The following is a 15,682-nucleotide window of genomic DNA, read 5'->3' on the forward strand; positions in this document are numbered from 1 at the left end:
CCTTTCCGACCCCGCGCGGCCCCTCACGGGGTCCCGCCGGGAAACAGCCGGGCCGGAGACAGAAAGTCCAGGTCCGGGCGGGCGATTCCGCACACGAGGTCGGCCAGCGCCTCGCCGATCGCCGGGCCGAACTTGAACCCGTGCCCCGAACACGCCGACACGACCAACACCTGCGGCACACCCGGCACTTCGCCGACCAGGAAACGCCGGTCGGCCGTCATCGTGTAGAGACACGTCAGGCTCTCGGTCACCGGGCCGGCGCCGGGCAGCACCTGGGCCACCGCCTCGGCGAGGAGGGCGAGTTCGTCGTCGGTGGCGTGGGGGCGTGGTGCCCGTGGGTCCCAGGCCGGGCCGCTGTCCAGTCCCGCCTTGAGGCCGCGGCCGTCGGTCGCGGGGAACCCGTACAGCAGGCCTTGCGGCAGATCGACGGAGAAACTGCCGAGGCCGGAAGGGCCGAGCGGGCCCGCCGGGTCGGCGGCGAAATAGGCGTTGACGATACGAGTCACCGTCAGGTGGGGTGCGAGGGACGGGACTTGGGCCGCCGTCCAAGGGCCGGTGCACAGGACCAGGCGGCGGGTGCGCAGGACGCCCTCGGCGGTGCGGACCACGACATCGTCGCCGTCCGGTTCCCAGCCGAGGACGGGGGAGTGGTCCTCGATGTGCGCTCCAGACCGTTCGGCCAGGGTCAGTTGGGCGCGGAGTGTCTCCTGTGCGTCGATGATCCCGGCTCGCGGGTCGTGCACCGCGGTGAATCCGGCGGGGAGTCGCAGCCCCGGGAAGATCCGTGCGGCCTCTTCGGCGTCGACCTGCCGGCAGCCGGGGCCGCGCAGGGGATCGGGGCGGTCGTTCGGTGCCGCGTACAACCCGCCGGTGATGTCCAGGAGTTGGGCTTTCGAAGCGCCCTCCAGCTCGGTCCAGGCCTGGTAGGCGGTGTCGACCAGGGCGTCCCAGTCGGGGTGGGGGTAGGCGCGGCGGATCATCCTGGTCTCCCCGTGTGAGGAACCCAAGTCGTGGCCCAGGGCGAACTGTTCGAGGCCCAGGACGTCGAGACCGCGCGCGGCCAGGTGACGCAGGGTGGCGCTGCCGTGTACGCCCAGGCCGACCACGATGGCGTCGTGGCGACGGGGGGTGGAACGCGGGGTGTGCGGAGCGGGAGCGGGGCGCCGGTCCTCGGCCGTGGGTGCGATCAGTGCTGCCGAGGGCGACTGGGCGGGTGCCGTGCGCCCCGTGCCCGGCGGCAGTTCCTGCGAGCCGTCAGGCTCGGGACCGGTCGTGTTCGGATGAGCCGAGAGTGCCGGCGCGGGCTCTGCGGGCTCGACCCCGGCGCCCGCCTCCGCCCTCGTGTCCGACCGGCCCGTACGCGACCCCGTGCCGCGCCCATCGAGGCACACGATCTCCCGCACCGCCTCGACCAGCGCGTCCAGATCGTCCTCGTCGTTGTAGACGTGGACCGAGGCCCGGACCACCTTGGTCAGTCCCCGGTGATCCATGTCCCACCGCCCGTGGCCGGCCGGCACCGCGATCAAATGCACCCGGCGATAAGCGAGTTGACGCTGAACATCGGAGGCGTCCATCCCGTCGACCACGAAGGTGACGATGGCACCGCCCGCAGCCGGAGGGTCGGTGACGTGGACACCCGGCAATGCGGAAAGGCGTTCCCGCAGCGAGGCCGCGAGGGTGGCCAGGTGCCGGGCGACGGTGTCGATGCCGAGCCCGCTGAGGTCGGCCAACGCGGCACCCAGCCCCAGGCGCAAGGCGTGCGCGGCCTCCCACAACTCGAACCGCTTGGCGTCCGGCACCAGTTCCCAGCTGCGTTCGGCCGTCCACCGGGCGCCCCGGACGTCCGGTGCCTCGGGGGCGAGCCGGTCGAGGAGCGGGCGGCGGACCGCGAGCAGGCCGGTGCCGCGCGGGCCGCGCAGGAACTTGCGGCCGGTGCCGATGAGGAGGTCGCAGCCGATGGCGCCCATGTCCACCGGCAGTTGGCCGAGTGACTGGGTCGCGTCCAGGAGGAAGGGCACTCCGTGGCCGCCGGCCAACACGCCTATCGCGGCGACGGGTTCGACCAGTCCCGAGGAGGTCGGTACATGGGCGGCCGTCACCAGCGCGGCGGGTCCCGCGCGCAGCGCCGCCTCCAACGCCTCCAAGTCCACTGATCCGTCGGGCCCGTTGGGCAGCAACTCGACCAGGACACCGTGGTCGCGTTCGACCGACAGCAGATGCAACGCGCTGCTGACGTAGCTGGAGCGGGCGGCCAGCACCCGGTCGCCGGGGCGCAGTCGCAGCGCCGACACGGCACGCTGCCAGCCGGCCGTCGCGCTCTCGACGAGGGCGACCTCCTCCAGCCGGGCGCCCAGGAGTTCGGCGGTACGCGCGTAGACGGCCTCCAGGGCGGGAGCCGCGTGTTTCGCGGCCTCGTAGCCGCCCGACAGGCTCTCCGCGCGGAGATGGTCGATGACCGCCTCGACGGTGCCGTTGGCGAGCAGGGCCGCACCCGCGGAGTTGAAGTGGTGGCCGGTGAACGAGCCGGGGGTGCGGGCGCGTTCGGCCGCGACGTTCAGGGTGTGCGGGGGCGGGGGATTCGGGGGCGAGGCGGCCGTCCCGGCCGTCACGGGCGCGCTCACAGGGCGATCGTCACGCTCTTGAGCTCGGTGAACCCGTCGACGGCGGCGTCGCCGAGGTCCCTGCCGAGGCCGGACTGCTTCATCCCGCCGAAGGCCACGGCGGGGTCGAACTCGTTGTACGTGTTGACCCACACGGTCCCGGCCTCCAGCGCGGCGGCGGTGCGGTGGGCGCGGGCCAGACTGCCGGTCCACACGCCGGCGGCGAGCCCGTATTCGCTGTCGTTGGCCAGGGCGATCGCCTCCTCCTCGCTGTCGAAGGGCAGGATCGTGGCGACCGGGCCGAAGATCTCCTCCCGCGCGATCCGCATGTCGGGGGTGACCTCGGTGAACACCGTCGGCGGCACGAACCACCCCGGCCCCGGCAGTGATTCACCGCCCACGGCCACCCCGGCGCCCTCCGCGCGGCCCAGTGCGACATAGCCGGTGACGCGGTCGTACTGCTCCTGCGACACCAGAGGACCGATGTTGATGCCGCCCGCGAGCCCCGGGCCGATCCGCAGCGCCTCCACGGCCGGTACCAGCCGGTCCAGGAACTCCTTGGCGATCGTGCGCTCCACCAGCAGCCTGCTGCCCGCCGTGCACATCTGCCCGGAGTGCCCGAACACCGCGCGCACGGCGTTCGGTACGCCGGCGTCGAGATCGGCGTCGGCGAAGACGATGTTGGGTGACTTGCCGCCGAGTTCGAGCGTGAGCCGCTTCAACGACGGTGCCGCCGCGGCCATGATGTGCCGTCCGACCTCGGTGGACCCGGTGAAGGACACCTTGGCGACACCGGGATGGGCGACCAGTTCCGCACCCGTACGCCCGTCGCCCGTAAGGACGTTGACCACGCCCTCGGGCACTCCCGCCTCCAGGCAGAGCGCGGCCAGCCGCAGTGCGGTGAGCGGGGTCTGCTCGGCCGGTTTGACGACGACCGTGCAGCCGGCGGCCAGGGCGGGGGCGAGCTTCCAGGCGGCGATCATGAAGGGGAAGTTCCACGGCAGTACGGCGGCCACCACACCGACCGGCTCGCGGACGCTGTACACATGCCGGTCGGGGCCGGCCGCGTGCACGGTTCCCGCCAGGCGGGTCGGCGTTCCCGCGAAGTGCCGGATGGCCTGCAGGCCCAACTCCACATCACCACGGGCGCGTTCGATGGCCTTGCCGTTGTCCAGGGTGTCCAGCACCGCCAGCTTCTCGGCGTCGCGCTCCACCAGGTCGGCGAGACGCAGGAGAACGTCACGGCGCTGCCGGGGCGGCAGCCCGCGCCAACGGCGGTCCCGGTGCGCGGCGTTGGCGGCCTCGACCGCCGCGGACACCTCGGCGGAGCCCGCCTGGACGACCGTGGTGAGCTGCTCCTGGGTGGCGGGGTCGAGCACCGGGACGCGTTCCGTCGCGGTGCCGGTGGTCCACTCGCCGCCGATGAGCATGGGCTCGCAGTCCGGCAGCCGGGGGATCACGATGCTGGGGTCCACGGTGTTCTCCTTCACGCCTGCCGTGCGGGACTTCACGCCTGCCGTCCGGGTCGGTGAGTGGGGTCGGGCCACGGTTCGCGCACCGCCGTGGACACCGCCCGGGCTGTGGTCAGGACGCAGCGGTCGAACTCCGCCTCGCCGTGCTGGGGATCGGCGTCGGTCACGTCCCTGCCCCAGACCCCGGTCTCGCTGACCTGGTCCATGCGGTAGTCCCAGAACGAGTCGACGTCGACATGGGAGGTGGCCCGATCCATCCGGACCAGCTCGGGTGCGAGGTGCAGCATCACGGACGTCTCGAAGAAGTTGGCGTGCATCAACGCCCGGCCATAGGTGACGTGTCCGTCGACCTCGGGACCCGGGTACATCGTCACGTACCCCAACGCCCGCACCCGGGCGTCCCGATGACGGACCCTCAGCTTCTCGGCCGACACGTCGAGCGCGCCGTTGTTCCAGATGTGCCCGTTGAGCAGGATGAACTGCCGTACTCCGGAGGCGTACAGCGAGTCGATGACGTCCTCGACGACGGCGATCATGGTCTCCGGCCGCAGCGCCACCGTCCCGGCGAAGTCACCGTGGGACGCGGACACCCCGAAGCTCAGGGGCGGGACGACGGGTACGCCGGTCAGCGCGGAGACCCCGAGGGCGACCGCCTCGCAGATCCGGGTGTCCACGGCGAGGGGGAGATGGGGGCCGTGCTGCTCGGTGGCGCCGACGGGGATGATGACGGCGTCCTGGACGGCGGCCGTGGACTCCGCCTCCGGCCAGGTAAACTCCTCCCACAGCACCGGCGATCCGGACCCGCCCAACCGCGCGGCGAGTTCGGGGACATCGAGCCCGGTGGGGACGGTTCGTCCGGACGGACCGGTGACGAAGACGGACGACATGGCTCTCCTCTCCTCGGGACCGATGGCGTTCACCATCGGCGTCGGCTCTTCTCGGGCAGCAGGTCCAGGGCGCGCAACGGGACGGGCTTGTCGTCGTCGACCGTGGTGACCCACACGGTGGCGTCCGGGCAGTAGTCGCTGATCAGTTCGCGGCACACCCCGCACGGGGCGATGATCCGGAACCAGCCCGCCGGCTTGATCTGCACCGACACCACCGACGTGATGCTCAACTCCGCACCGGCCGGCAGGGCGCCCCGGGCCGTGCCCATGGCCACCCCCTCCGCGCAGATCGAACTGCGCCGGCAGGAGCCCTCCACATGGACTCCGGTGTGGACCCGGCCGTCCGCGGTACGGAGCGCGGTCGCGACCTCGTGACGGCCCGACTGCCACACCCGGGCCAGCAAGTGCTGTGCGGTGGCGAGGAGTTCGACGTCGTCCTCGTCCATCGACGCCGGTACGGACACGGGCCGCACCCCCACGGCACTCATACCGTCAGCCCCAGCAGCCGGGCCATGTTGCCGCCCTCGACCAGCGCCCGGTCCTTCTCGTCCTCGACCGCCTTCGCGATCTTCATACGCTCCAGGTCGAAGTCGGAGCCGGGCCACTCACTGCCCATCAGGATCTTCTCGGGCCCGAGCCGCGCGTAGGCACGCTTGACGTCGCTCATCAGCGTCGCCGACGTCTCCAGATACACGTGCGGCTGCCGCTCGGCCACGATGATCGCCTCCGGGACGTTCCACACCGCCCCCATGTGGGCGATGATCGTGGGGACTTGGGGGTGGTCCCGCGCGATCTCCTCGATCGACAGCGGTGCGCAGAACGCGTCGTCGAGAGCGTTGATCAGCACCAGCAGCCCGCGCCGCGCACACGCCTCGAACACCGGGTCCAACAACCCGTGGTCGGCGACGTGGTAGCCGTGCAGACTCGGGTGCAGCTTCAGCCCCACCAGACCCGCGTCGGCCATCCGGTCGATCTCGTCGAGCGCGTCGTCGGCCTGCGGCAGCACCTGCCCGAAGCCGAAGAACCGGTCCGGGTAGGAGGCCACCAGCGAGGCGATGAAGTCGTTCTCGATGCGCTGCGCGAGCGAGCACACCATCGCCATGTCCACCCCCGCCGCGTCCATCCGGTCGAGGATGCGCCGCGGCTCGAAGGGCGTGTACGGCGGCGGGGCCTGGCCCTTGCGGGCACCGGTGAGGTAGTCGGAACGGCCGCGGACGTCCTGAGTGGTGTTGTACGCGTCGATGATCAAAGCGGTTCGTCCTTACTCGCTACTCGCTACTCGCGACTTGGTGCTCGCTTGAGACCAGGGGCAGATGGCAGCGCACACTGCGGCCCGGCGCGATCTCGCGCAGCTCGGGCGCGCTGGTGCGGCACTGCTCCGTGGCGATGGGGCACCGGGTGCGGAACAGACAGCCCTCGGGCGGATTCGCCGGATCGGGCAACTCGCCCTCCAGCACCTCCTGTTCACGGGTCGCTCCGGGCCGTAGCACGGGGACGGAGGACAGCAGCGCCCGGCTGTAGGGGTGCGCGGGGGCGGCGAAGAAGGCGTCGCGGGAGGCGACTTCGATGATCTGGCCGAGATACATGACCGCGATCCGGTCGGCGATGTGCCGTACGACGCCCAGGTCGTGCGAGATGAACAGCATCGTCAGACCCCGGTCGCGGACCAGGTCCGACAGCAGGTTCAGCACCTGGGCCTGGATCGACACGTCCAGCGCCGACACGGCCTCGTCGGCCACCACGAACTGCGGTGACGACGCCAACGCCCGCGCGATGCCGATGCGTTGGCGCTGACCGCCGGAGAACTCGTGCGGCCTGCGCCCGCCGGCCTCCGCGCCGAGGCCGACCAGGTCGAGCAGTTCGGCCACCGTCTTCGCCGCCTCGGCGCGGGTGGCGGCGCGTGCTCGGAGGAGGGGTTCGGCGACGATGTCCGCGATCCGGCGGCGCGGGTTCAGCGAGCCGAAAGGGTCCTGGAAGACCATCTGCAACTCGGCCCGGGTGCGGCGCAGTTGGCGACCGCGCAGCCGGGTGAGGTCGGTGCCGTCGAACTCGATGCGGCCCGAGGCGGGTTCGATGACCCGCAACAGCGCCCGGCCGAGCGTGGACTTGCCGCAGCCCGACTCGCCGACCAGACCGAGGGTCTCGCCCTGGAGGATGTCGAGGTCGACGTCCCGCAGCGCCCTGACCCGGCCACCCGCCCGGCCCGGGTACTCGACACGCAACTCGCGGGCCCGGATGAGCGCGGCGGTCATGCGATGCCTCCCAGGGAACGGGCCGTGGCACGGACGGGGGAGGGCAGCACACAGGCGTCCAGGTGACCGTCCTCGCCGTGCCGCTGCCGCAGCACGGGCCGCTCGGCACACGCGTCGTGGACGAAGGGGCACCGGGGCGCGAACGCGCAGCCGGACGGCCGGTCCACCCCGGTCAGCGGGCTGCCCGCGATGGTCGGCAGCCGTCGTACGACAGGACCGTCGATCGGTGGGACCGAGCCCAACAACCCCATCGTGTAGGGGTGTTGCGGGTGGAACAGGACCTCCTCGCGCAGCCCCTGTTCCATGATCCGGCCCGCGTACATCACCGCCACCCGGTCGGCGACCTCGGCGACGACGCCCAGGTCGTGGGTGATCAGCAGCACGGAGGTGCCGTGGACGCGCTTGAGGACGGCCAGGACCTGGGCCTGGATCGTGACGTCGAGCGCGGTGGTGGGTTCGTCGGCGATCAGGACGGCGGGGTCGTTGGCCAGGCCCATGGCGATCATCACGCGTTGGCGCATGCCCCCCGAGAGCTGGTGCGGGTAGGCGCGTGCCGTGCGGTCCGGGCCGGCGATGCCGACCTCGCCGAGCAACTCGACCGCTCGGTCCATCGCCTGACCCCGCGTCACCTCACGGTGGGCGCGGATCATCTCCGAGACCTGGGCGCCCGCCCGGTGCAACGGGTTGAGCGCGGCCAGCGCGTCCTGGAAGACCACCGCGATGTCCTTGCCGCGCACACCGCGCAACTCCCGCTCCGACGCGGCGACAAGGTCCTGGCCCTTGAAGACCGCCTCGCCGCTGATGCGGGTGCGGGGACCGCGGTTCAGGCCGACCAGGCTCATCGACAGGGCGGACTTCCCGGACCCCGACTCGCCCACCAGCGCGAGGACTTCGCCCTGCCGCAGGGTCAGTTCCACACCGTCCACGGCGGGCAGCCGGCCCGCCGGAACGTCGAACTGGACGCGCAGGTCGCGGACTTCGAGCACGGGCGCGGACGTCATGAACCCTCGCCCACGGCCAGGGCCGCCGTGTGGATCAGGTCGGCGACGCGCTCGGGCCACACCAGGGTCGTGTAGTGACTGCCCGGCACATGCTCGACGGTCGCCTTCATCCGGGCCGCCATGTCGTTCTGGATCTCCGGGCGCAGTGTGCGGTCGTCGTCGGCGACCAGATACCAACTGGGCAGCGTGCGCCAGGCCGGTGCACCGGTCGGTTGTGTGAAGATGAGGTTCTCCGCCTTGCGCCCCTCCGCCTCCACGACGGCCCGTTGCTCGGGCGAGAGATCGGGACCTATCTCGGCCCAGAACTCCTCGCTGGTCTCGGACTTCCACTCGCCGTTGGGACCGCGCCGCATGTACTTGGAGATCTCCGCCTCCTCGTACCGCTCGACGATCCCGCTGACCGTCTCGCCCTCGTCCGGCCCGAACGCGGCTATGTAGACAAGCCCCTTGACCCGAGGATCACGGCCGACGTTGCTGATGACCGCTCCGCCGTAGGAGTGCCCGGCCAGCAGCACCGGTCCCGTCGTCTCCTCCAGCACGGCCGCCGTGTTGGCGATGTCGTCCTCCAGGGAGGTCATCGGGTTGGTGACGGTGAACAGCCGGTGGCCGTGGGCGGCCAACAGGGGCTCGACCGCCGACCAGGTCGTCGGCCGTCCGCCGGCACCGTGGACCAGCACGATGTCCATGCGGGTCATCCTTTCCGTAGCCGCGGGTCGAGGACCGTGTAGAGCAGGTCCACCGCGTGGTTGACCAGGGTGAAGAGGAGGGCGATGGCGAGGGCGGCGCCCTGAACGACGGGGTAGTCGCGTTGCAGGACGCCTTGCACGAGCAGGCGGCCGACCCCGGCGTAGGAGAAGACCGTCTCGGTGATCACCGAACCGCCCAGCAGGGAGCCGAACTGGAGGCCGAGGACGGTCACGATGGGCAGCCAGGAGTTGCGCAGCACGTGGTGGCGGATCACCACGCCCTCGCTCAGCCCCTTCATGCGAGCGGTCCGCACGAAGTCGTCGTCGAGGACCTCCAGGACGGAGGCGCGCACGATGCGGGTGATGAACCCGGCCATCGACAGCGCCAACGTGACGGCGGGCAGGATCAGATGCTGGATCCAGGGCCACACCAGCTCGGGGCGGTTCTGGAGAATCGCGTCGAGGAGGACGAAGTTGGTGGTCGGGTTGTAGTCGAGCGAGCTGGGCAGCCGGCCCAGGACCGGGAGCCAGCGCAGCCACACGCCGAACACGACGATGCCGAGCACGCCGAGCGCGAACCAGGGCAGCGAGAAACTCACCGTGGCCACGGCCCGGGTCGAGTGGTCGATCCAACTCCCCTTGCGCAGCGCGGCGATGACCCCCGTGACGACACCGAGCAGCACCGCGATCGTCATCGCCGCGAGCGTCAGCTCGATCGTGGCGGGGAGGGCGTCGCCGAGCAGGCCGAGGACGCTGTTGGAGCCGTAGAAGGAGGTGCCGAGCCGTAGGTGGACCAAGTCGTTGAGGAAGCTGCCGTATTGGGCGAGGAGGGGTCGGTCCAGGCCGAGTGCCTTGTTGACGCGCGCTTCGTTGGCCGCCAGGTCGGACGCGGACAGAGTGTTGCCGCCGGCCGCGAGCGAGGTCGCCGGTGAGCCGGGAAGCAGGCGCATCGCGAGGAACACCAGGCTGGCGAGGGCGAGCAGGACGACGGGGACGACCGCGAGGCGTCGTAGGACCAACAGGGCTGTTCCCGCTGCCCACTTGGGCCTGTGGACGGAGAGGAGCGCGGTGGTCACGCCGGCCCCCGTACGTCGAGTGCGTCGCGCAGGTCGTCGCCGACGAAGTTGCAGGCGACGACGAACAGCAGCGTGAACGTCGCGGGCAGGACGACCAGTCGGGGTGCCGTGTAGAGGAACTCCTGGCCCGCCTGGACCATGTATCCCCAGTCGGGTTGCGGCGGTTGGATGCCCAGGCCGAGGTAGGACAGACCGGCGGCGAAACCGGCCGCGATCGACAGCGTCATGACGACCTGGGCGAGCATCGGTCCGGCGATGTTCGGGAGGAGTTCGCGGGCGAGGATGCGTGGGGTGCGGGTGCCGCCCAACTTGCAGGCGACGACATAGTCACGGGCCGCCTCGCGGGCGGTCAGGGCACGGGCCAGCCGGGCCAGACCGGGTGCCAGGGACACTCCGATGCCGAACACCAGACTGACCGTGCCCGGTCCTGCGGCCGCCACGAGGAGGATGACGAGCAGGATGGACGGGAAGGCGAGCGCGAGGTCCACGATCCGCATCAGGACCTGCTCGACGACACCGCCCGCATACCCGGCGACGAGCCCGATCCCGGTGCCGGCGACGGCCGCGAGCGCGGTCGCCGCGAACGCCACCAGCGGCAACGGGCGGGCGCCGTGCACGAGTCGGGCCAGTTCGTCGCGGCCGAGGTCGTCCGTGCCGAACAGATGGCCGGACGAGCCCAGGGGGAGCAGCGCCGACGACGTCTGACGCAGCGGGTCCGCCTGGACGAACAGCGGTCCCACGAGGGCCACCAGCACCAGCGCGATCAGGACGAGCCAGGACAGCACGGCCGGCCAGGACCGCGCCAGCCGGCGCCGACGCCAGGCAGCGAGGACGGTCCGCCCGGCCGGCGAGGCGGGGGGAGTGGGGGGCCGTGCGGTCGCCACGGGCGCTGGAGCGGCCGTCGTCTCAGACACTGGCTTTCTCCATGTAACAACGGTGGTTGGCCAGCGCGGCGGTGTTCATGTGCTTCACGTGGGAGCCACTGACCACGAGGTTGGCGAAGCAGGCCAGCATCGACAGCACCATGTAGTCCTCCGCCCACCGGCGCTGGATCTTCGTGTAGGCGGCCGTGCGCCGCGCGCCGAGGGGCAGGTTCTTGGCCGTCTCCAGGTCGGCGGCGAGCGAGGCGGTGCCCTTGAGCGTGTCCATGCCGGTGATCGTCGCGCCGTAGAGGCCGGTGGGGCTGGCCATGGCGCCGACCATGTCGTTGGCGTCCGGGACGTAGGTGTTGCGCTCCCAGATCATCAGATCGTGGTAGTCGTCCTTGCCGTCGAGGAGCCGGGTGAAGTAGGTGGCCGGGTCGACGGAGGTGGTGACCACCTTGAAGCCGACGTCGGTCAGGTTCTGGGCGACGATCTGCGCTGCCTTCGGGTGCCAGGAGTCGCTGGCCGCCATGAGCTTGATACGCCGGCCGCCGGCGCCGGCCTCGGCGACGAGCTTCTTCGCCTTGGCGGTGTCCTGGGTGGAGAGGTCGGCCAGACTGGTGTCGTAGCCGCTCTGCGCGGGCGGGATCGCGTAGCCCCCGGGCAGCGCGCCGACGCCGTAGAAGGCCTGGTCGAGGATGGCCTTGCGGTCGATGGCGAGGTTGATGGCCTGGCGGACCTTGAGCTCGGGGACGCGGCGGGCGTCGATCATCAGGATGGCGTTGGCGTTGTACGGCGTCTTGTAGACGGTCACCGAGTCGTCCTTGCGCAGCTGGGCGGCGGCGGAGTACGGGGTGAACTGGGTGGCCGAGATGTCGCCGCTGAGCAGGGAGCTGACGATGGTCGACGGATCCTGGACCTGGCGCAGCACCAGCCGGTCGACGGGCGGTCTGCCGAGGCGGAAGTCGTCGAAGGCCGTGAGGGTGATGGACTGGCCGGAGGTGGCGGCGGAGAACGCGAACGGGCCGGTGCCGACGAGGTGCTTGCCGATGTTCGCGCCGTACTTCTTCAGCGCGGCCTTGGAGATGATGCGGCCACCGATGTCGGACAGCTGGCCGAGGGCGGTCCGGTCCGGCTTCTTCAGGACCATCTTGACGGTGAGGTCGTCCGGGGCGGTCAGCGAGGCGACGTTCGCGCCCAGGTCGGAGAGCGGGCGGGTGGCGCCCTTGGGCAGCGTCTTGTCCTTCTCGTCGAACTGCCGGCCCAGGCTGGCCAGGACGTCCGCCGAGGTGAGCGTCGTACCGTCGTGGAACTTGACGCCCTCGCGCAGCGCGAACGTGTAGGTGAGCTGGTCGTCGGAGATCGTCCAGCTCTTGGCCAGGTCGGGGGTGGGCTCGTTGGTCTCGAAGGAGATGAACGTCAGGCCGCGACAGATGCAGTCGACGGCCATCCAGTCGCCCAACGAGGTATAGAACGACGGGTCGTTGACCGCGCTGGTCGCGTCGATGGCGAGGGTCAGCGTGCCGCCCCTGCCGCTCCCCTTGGCGTCGTCGGCCGCGGCACCGCAGGCACTGAGCAGAGCGGGGAGCCCGAAGCCGACGCCCACTCCGAGGAGCCCCGCGCCCCGGAGCATGGTGCGGCGCGACGCCGTCGACGGGGCGGAGCCGGGTGAGGACGATCCAGCTGACTGGTCCGGCATGTGGGCCTCCTTGGGCACCGATCCTCGAATAATGGATCTCAAAGTGTCGAGATTGGATCCAAAAACATGTTCACGGGCCACAGAGTCCCTCTCGTGTCCCGGGTGTTAAAGGCGTGTGAACCAGGCCGAGGGCGCGATCCGGCCACTACCGGCTACGCGCCCGGCACGCCCCCGCGGCGGATCAACTCCGGCCAGACCACGGGGTCATGACCGGGGACGAGTTCGTAACCGCGTTCCGCGGCGATGCGCTTGAGGCGGCGGATGGGCTCCACCGTGCGCTCCGGATCGACACCGATCGAGGCGCCGATCGGGCGCTCGTGCTCGATGTTCTCGGTGAGGTCGGCGGCGTCGAAGGCGAACACGAAGCCGCCGCCGTCCGCGAGGTCCACGACGAAACTCTGGTGTCCGGGGGTGTGCCCGGCCGTCAGTACGGCGGTCACACCGGGGGCGATCTCCGTGTCGCCGTCTGCCTGTCGCCAGTCGATACGTGGGTCGTCGAAGTCGACGCGGAAGATGGAGTGGCGCTCCACCTCCGGCCGGGCGGAGAGGCCGTAGGTCAACTCCTCGCGCTGTACGTGCACCGGCACCCGGCCCGCGAAGTGCTTGAGCCCGCCCGCGTGGTCGGCGTGCAGATGACTGACGGCCACCGCGTGGATCGCGTCCATCGCGATGCCGGCCGCGTCCAGGGCCTCCTCCAGGGGCTCGCCCGGACCGGGCAGGATCGGCCGGTAGTTGGGGGAGCCGTAGAAGCGACGGCGCAGCGCCGGGTCCCGGATCAGTGCCGTGTTGAACCCGGTGTCGAGCAACAGCCAGCCGCCGTCGCACTCCAGGAGGACGGCCGGCACGGGTTCACGCAGCCGCTCCTCGTACGGGGCGCCGTGCACGGAAACGGACTTGGGGAGTTCCTCCCAGCCCAGCAGCAGGGGCACGATCCTTCGTACGCCGTGGTGTGTCATGAGGGGTGCGGGTGGGGCGGAAGGTGCATGCGTGATCCGTTCCGGGAGTGCGGGGGACGCAGGGGATTGTGTTCAGGGGGTCGCGTCCAAGGGATCGATTGCGGGGATCCACACTCTAAGTATGTGGATCCAAAAGCCGGTTGCAGGGAGGTGAACAACTCCTCTCGCCCTCCCGGGCGCGACGAAGGGCGATCGTGTACGAACGCGTATGGATCCGCATCACGGGAGTATGTGCCGTGCGGCCGACCGCTGATTGAATCGCGCTGGGTCTGTCCCCTTCATGGACAGTGATCCCCAGAAAGTCGCTACCCGAAATTGCTCGCCAGTGAAGGCCCCCATGACCCATGACACCTGGCATTTTCCCGCCGACCTCAGGGGCACCTTCGCACCCGAAGGCCTCACTCCGCGGCAGGCCGATGAAGCACTCGCCTGTGCCTGGGAATACGTGCGCACGATCATTCCCGCCCATACGAACCGTGCGCGGTACATCGCCCTCGCGCGCCTCACCGCCATTTCCGCCGTGGCGGAGTTCAGGGGCGAACACATCTCTCCCCTGAAATCTCCGGTCATCGCGGGCTACGACACCGGCGAACTCCTGTCGACGCTCTTCGCCGGAACCGCCGTCCACGGGGACATGGCCCGCGAGTACTACTCCTCCCTCCTGATCACCGCCGAAAAGTCCTCCCCGCAGGGGAACGCCGAACTCCTCGGCCGTTACGCGGCGGCGATCGCCCACAGCCCCGCCCAGTGGTTCCGGATCCGCGACTGCGACGCCCAGGCCCGCCTCTTCATCGCCGCCGCCCTCGCCTGCAACGACATAGAAGATGCCTGGCTGACCGAAGAGCAGAACCAGATCCTGACGGAGATCTGCGACGCCATGTACGACGCGGTGGCCTACCACAAACACCGCGCCGAGGGCGAAATCTGCAACACCTTCGCCTACGCCGACCCCGACCTGCGTCAACACACCTACCGCACCTGTCGCGACACGCTCTGGAATATCGACGCCCACTGGGCCGACACCCCGGAGCGGACTCCCGTCGTCAACTTTCTCCGCAACATAGCCGGTCCCATCCATATGACGATGCGCCGCTATCGCTACGTGGAGGACAGCCTCACTCTCGGAAATCCCGAAACAGCCCGGACCGTCGACCAGGCCCGCAAGAACGTCAAACTCTGGTACCGGCTCAGCCCGACCGCGCAGGACAACAACCACTACCGGGACATCCTCGCGAACCAGGGCCGAGTCCTGTTCCCCGGTTTCGCCGCGATCCTCGAGAACGCCGGACCTACCTGCTTCGACTGCGTATACCCGTCCCAATTCACGCCCGCACCGGCCCACTTCGCAGGCGTCCGCGTGTGCGCCGAGCACCGGAAGGCATTCGACACCCACCTCGGGGAACTCCCCGCACGTGCCCGCCGCACCCTCGGACTGCCCGGTCACCCGTCGTACTGAACCTCCAGATGGTGCACGTGGCCCACCGTCTCGAACCCGAGTTCGCGGTACAGGGACTCCCCGCGCCCGCTCGCCTGCAAGGTCCCGACGCGCAGGCCGCGTTCACGCCCCGCGAGAAGCGCCGCCGTCCTCAGCGCACCGGCGATTGCACGCTTGCGGTAGGCCTCCGGAGTGGCGACCCAGTAGATACCGGCGACGCCGTGACTCATCGACAACCGGGCGGTTCCTACGGCCCGTCCGTCCACGCGGCCGATGAATCGGAGGACGTGGGAGCGGGCGGTGTTGTGGTTCACTTCGGCGTCGACGACCGACGGCACCGCGTCGCGCGGGATCCCCAACACCTCCGAGTACGTGGCCACGTAGTCGGCCAACCCGGGGCGGTCGACGACGGGTGCGATCTCCAGGCCGGGCACGGTGGCGTCGGCCACCTTCCTGAGATCGACGGCCATCACGGGCAGTGTGGAGGTGAGAGTTCCGCCGCGGGCCACCAGTTGCTCCGCCGGACCAGCACCGCTGTCGTCGCCCGCCCACCACAGATGCGGTGTACCCTCCAGCCGCTTGCGGGCCAGGGACAGGGCATCGTCCAACGACCGACCGCGACATCCCAGCACACCGTTCAACAACGCGTGCGGAAGTCCCGTCCGACAGATGGGCATGTCGCTGTCCGCCGCCTTGTCGGCGTCCCAACCGAGCCAGTACGAGCGCAAGTTGGAGAGTTGCGGCTGAAGGTCGTG

Annotated in this window: 14 protein-coding genes; 1 reads left to right on the forward strand and 13 read right to left on the reverse strand. The window is 70.4% G+C overall.

Translation table 11 applies throughout. The features are described 5' to 3' along the window. Window positions 1-23: 23 nt before the first annotated feature. From solA to ACIQBL_RS29140, 12 genes are all read right to left on the reverse strand, one after another. Entirely contained in the window at window positions 24-2,621 is a 2,598-nt protein-coding gene (gene solA / locus ACIQBL_RS29085) for an N-methyl-L-tryptophan oxidase (protein ID WP_401946261.1), read from the reverse strand. After that, window positions 2,618-4,075: an aldehyde dehydrogenase family protein gene (locus tag ACIQBL_RS29090; RefSeq protein ID WP_401946263.1), complete on the reverse strand. Its 1,458-nt coding sequence runs from the start codon at window positions 4,073-4,075 to the stop codon at window positions 2,618-2,620. Before ACIQBL_RS29090 ends, solA begins: the two co-directional genes overlap by 4 nt. Before the next feature lie 32 nt (window positions 4,076-4,107). Beyond that, window positions 4,108-4,959 (reverse strand): creatininase family protein, encoded by an 852-nt coding sequence (locus ACIQBL_RS29095; RefSeq protein ID WP_401946265.1) that lies wholly within the window; start codon window positions 4,957-4,959, stop codon window positions 4,108-4,110. A gap of 29 nt (window positions 4,960-4,988) precedes the next feature. Next, window positions 4,989-5,423 (reverse strand): cytidine deaminase, encoded by a 435-nt coding sequence (locus ACIQBL_RS29100; RefSeq protein ID WP_401946268.1) that lies wholly within the window; start codon window positions 5,421-5,423, stop codon window positions 4,989-4,991. 20 nt (window positions 5,424-5,443) lie between these two features. Further along, window positions 5,444-6,208, reverse strand: a complete 765-nt coding sequence (locus tag ACIQBL_RS29105; RefSeq protein ID WP_401946271.1) for an amidohydrolase family protein — start codon at window positions 6,206-6,208, stop codon at window positions 5,444-5,446. Between the two features lie 19 nt (window positions 6,209-6,227). Next, the gene (locus ACIQBL_RS29110; RefSeq protein ID WP_401946274.1) at window positions 6,228-7,211 is read right to left on the reverse strand and encodes an ABC transporter ATP-binding protein; all 984 of its coding nucleotides are present in this window, start codon (window positions 7,209-7,211) and stop codon (window positions 6,228-6,230) included. After that, window positions 7,208-8,212: an ABC transporter ATP-binding protein gene (locus ACIQBL_RS29115; protein ID WP_401946276.1), complete on the reverse strand. Its 1,005-nt coding sequence runs from the start codon at window positions 8,210-8,212 to the stop codon at window positions 7,208-7,210. The genes ACIQBL_RS29110 and ACIQBL_RS29115 overlap by 4 nt, the downstream gene beginning before the upstream one ends. Next, complete coding sequence (locus ACIQBL_RS29120; RefSeq protein ID WP_401946278.1) at window positions 8,209-8,898, reverse strand: alpha/beta hydrolase; 690 nt, start codon at window positions 8,896-8,898, stop codon at window positions 8,209-8,211. The genes ACIQBL_RS29115 and ACIQBL_RS29120 overlap by 4 nt, the downstream gene beginning before the upstream one ends. A gap of 5 nt (window positions 8,899-8,903) precedes the next feature. Next, the gene (locus ACIQBL_RS29125; protein ID WP_401946280.1) at window positions 8,904-9,974 is read right to left on the reverse strand and encodes an ABC transporter permease; all 1,071 of its coding nucleotides are present in this window, start codon (window positions 9,972-9,974) and stop codon (window positions 8,904-8,906) included. Beyond that, entirely contained in the window at window positions 9,971-10,888 is a 918-nt protein-coding gene (locus ACIQBL_RS29130) for an ABC transporter permease (RefSeq protein WP_401946283.1), read from the reverse strand. The genes ACIQBL_RS29125 and ACIQBL_RS29130 overlap by 4 nt, the downstream gene beginning before the upstream one ends. Continuing rightward, window positions 10,881-12,536 (reverse strand): ABC transporter substrate-binding protein, encoded by a 1,656-nt coding sequence (locus tag ACIQBL_RS29135; RefSeq protein ID WP_401946286.1) that lies wholly within the window; start codon window positions 12,534-12,536, stop codon window positions 10,881-10,883. Before ACIQBL_RS29135 ends, ACIQBL_RS29130 begins: the two co-directional genes overlap by 8 nt. Before the next feature lie 152 nt (window positions 12,537-12,688). After that, a complete protein-coding gene (locus tag ACIQBL_RS29140) occupies window positions 12,689-13,492 on the reverse strand; it encodes an N-acyl homoserine lactonase family protein (protein ID WP_401946289.1) in 804 nt (267 codons plus the stop codon). A 337-nt stretch (window positions 13,493-13,829) separates the two neighbouring features. On the opposite strand from ACIQBL_RS29140, the gene ACIQBL_RS29145 reads away from it, so the two are divergent. Continuing rightward, entirely contained in the window at window positions 13,830-14,948 is a 1,119-nt protein-coding gene (locus ACIQBL_RS29145) for a hypothetical protein (RefSeq protein ID WP_401946291.1), read from the forward strand. Here ACIQBL_RS29145 and ACIQBL_RS29150 read toward each other — a convergent pair. After that, entirely contained in the window at window positions 14,933-15,535 is a 603-nt protein-coding gene (locus ACIQBL_RS29150) for a GNAT family N-acetyltransferase (RefSeq protein WP_401946293.1), read from the reverse strand. The two genes, ACIQBL_RS29145 and ACIQBL_RS29150, sit on opposite strands and share 16 nt — an antisense overlap. Between the last annotated feature and the right edge of the window lie 147 nt (window positions 15,536-15,682).

This window comes from Streptomyces sp. NPDC088350, assembly GCF_044753545.1.
Classification (GTDB): domain Bacteria; phylum Actinomycetota; class Actinomycetes; order Streptomycetales; family Streptomycetaceae; genus Streptomyces.

Bases quoted from the DNA above. Each gene is read 5' to 3' on its own strand.
- ACIQBL_RS29140 (WP_401946289.1), bottom strand. From the start codon at position 13,492: ATGACACACCACGGCGTACGAAGGATCGTGCCCCTGCTGCTGGGCTGG.
- ACIQBL_RS29120 (WP_401946278.1), bottom strand. From the start codon at position 8,898: ATGGACATCGTGCTGGTCCACGGTGCCGGCGGACGGCCGACGACCTGG.
- ACIQBL_RS29110 (WP_401946274.1), bottom strand. From the start codon at position 7,211: ATGACCGCCGCGCTCATCCGGGCCCGCGAGTTGCGTGTCGAGTACCCG.
- ACIQBL_RS29145 (WP_401946291.1), top strand. From the start codon at position 13,830: ATGACCCATGACACCTGGCATTTTCCCGCCGACCTCAGGGGCACCTTC.
- ACIQBL_RS29135 (WP_401946286.1), bottom strand. From the start codon at position 12,536: ATGCCGGACCAGTCAGCTGGATCGTCCTCACCCGGCTCCGCCCCGTCG.
- ACIQBL_RS29115 (WP_401946276.1), bottom strand. From the start codon at position 8,212: ATGACGTCCGCGCCCGTGCTCGAAGTCCGCGACCTGCGCGTCCAGTTC.
- ACIQBL_RS29095 (WP_401946265.1), bottom strand. From the start codon at position 4,959: ATGTCGTCCGTCTTCGTCACCGGTCCGTCCGGACGAACCGTCCCCACC.